The sequence below is a fragment of the Armatimonadota bacterium genome, assembly GCA_031081585.1.
In the GTDB taxonomy this organism is placed as follows: Bacteria; Sysuimicrobiota; Sysuimicrobiia; order Sysuimicrobiales; family Humicultoraceae; genus Geohabitans; species Geohabitans tengchongensis.
This window is the reverse complement of record JAVHLY010000063.1, coordinates 1-1,444: the sequence shown is the minus strand read 5'-3', so window position 1 is coordinate 1,444 and position 1,444 is coordinate 1. Positions and strand designations below refer to the sequence as shown.

The window sequence follows — 1,444 nt, the reverse complement described above, 5'->3', positions numbered from 1 at the left end:
CCGGGGTAGCGCTCGCGCAGGCGGGAGGCGGCCGCCTCGGCCACGCCGGGGGCGGCGCCCAGCAGGTAGACCCGGTAGCCGTGGCGGGCGGCCTCGCGGCAGAGCGCCTCCGCCACGTCCACCCCGGCCACCCGCCGGCGCACGGGGACGTCGAGGATGCGCCCGGCCAGCACCGTGCCGATGCCGTCGGGGATGACCAGCCCGGCGGCGCGGATGACCGCGGCCAGGTCGGGGTCGCGCAGCGCCTGCATCACGAGCGCCCCGTTGAGGGAGACGACGTGCACCGGCGCCGAGCGGGCGGCCACCGCCCGGAGCAGCCGCTCCACGGCCTCCTCCAGGGTGACCGGGTGGACCGGCAGCCCGAGCAGGACCGCCGGGCGCAGCGCAGGGAGCGCGGTGAGGGTCTCGCTCACCCGCCGCCCTCCTCGGCGGCGTGCGGGGCGCGCTCCGCGCCGCAGCGGCGGGCGATCACCGCCGCGAGCTCCGCCGCGAGCGCCTGCGATTCCTGCGCCTCCTCCGCCTCCACCATGACCCGCACGAGCGGCTCCGTCCCCGACGCCCGCACCAGCAGCCGCCCCCGCCCGCGCAGCCGCTGCTCCGCCCCCAGGATCGCCGCCTGGACGTGCGGGTCGCGCGTCCAGGCCTCCCGGTCGCGCACCGGCACGTTCAGCAGCACCTGCGGGAAGCGCTCCAGCCCCGGGGCGAGCTCGGAGAGGCGGCGCCCGCTGCGGGCCATGATGTGCACCAGGTGCAGCGCCGTCACCAGGCCGTCGCCCGTCGTGGCCACGTCCAGGAAGATCACGTGCCCGCTCTGCTCGCCGCCCAGCACCCCGCCGAGCTCCCGCAGCCGCTCCAGGACGTAGCGGTCGCCGACCCGGGTGCGCTCCAGGCGCACCCCGCGCGCCCGGAGGTAGCGCTCCAGTCCCAGGTTGCTCATCACCGTGGCCACCACGGTGCGGCCGCGCAGGCGTCCGGTCTCCAGCAGGAAGTCGGCGGCGATGGCCATCGTCCGGTCGCCGTCCACCACCTCGCCCCGCTCGTCCACCGCGATCAGGCGGTCGGCGTCGCCGTCATGGGCGAACCCGACGTCGGCGCCGTGACGGCGCACCTCGGCCTGCAACACTTCCGGGGCCGTGGAGCCGCACCCCACGTTGATGCGCGTCCCGTCGGGCTCGGCGTGCAGCGCCACCACCTGCGCCCCCAGCGCCTCCCACAGGCGCGGGGCGATGCGCCAGGCCGCGCCGTAGGCGCAGTCCACCACCACCCGCAGCCCCGCCGCGGGGCGCAGCCCCAGCCCGAGCAGGTAGGCCAGGTAGTCGTCCTCCGCCTCCGGCCGCCCCCGCGCCGTCCCCACCCCGGTGCCGGTGGGCCGCGGCAGGTCGGCGTCGCCCAGCGCCGCCTCCAGGCGCGTCTCCACCTCGTCCGGGAGCTTGAACCCGTCCGG

At 78.1% G+C, this 1,444-nt stretch carries 2 protein-coding genes; both read right to left on the bottom strand.

The features are described 5' to 3' along the window. A partial coding sequence (locus RB146_13985) for a WecB/TagA/CpsF family glycosyltransferase (protein MDQ7830074.1) occupies nucleotides 1-413 on the bottom strand: 413 nt, incomplete at its 3' end. After that, nucleotides 410-1,444 (bottom strand): phosphoglucosamine mutase (locus RB146_13980; GenBank protein MDQ7830073.1); only part of this gene is annotated, 1,035 nt, incomplete at its 5' end. The genes RB146_13980 and RB146_13985, both read right to left, overlap by 4 nt.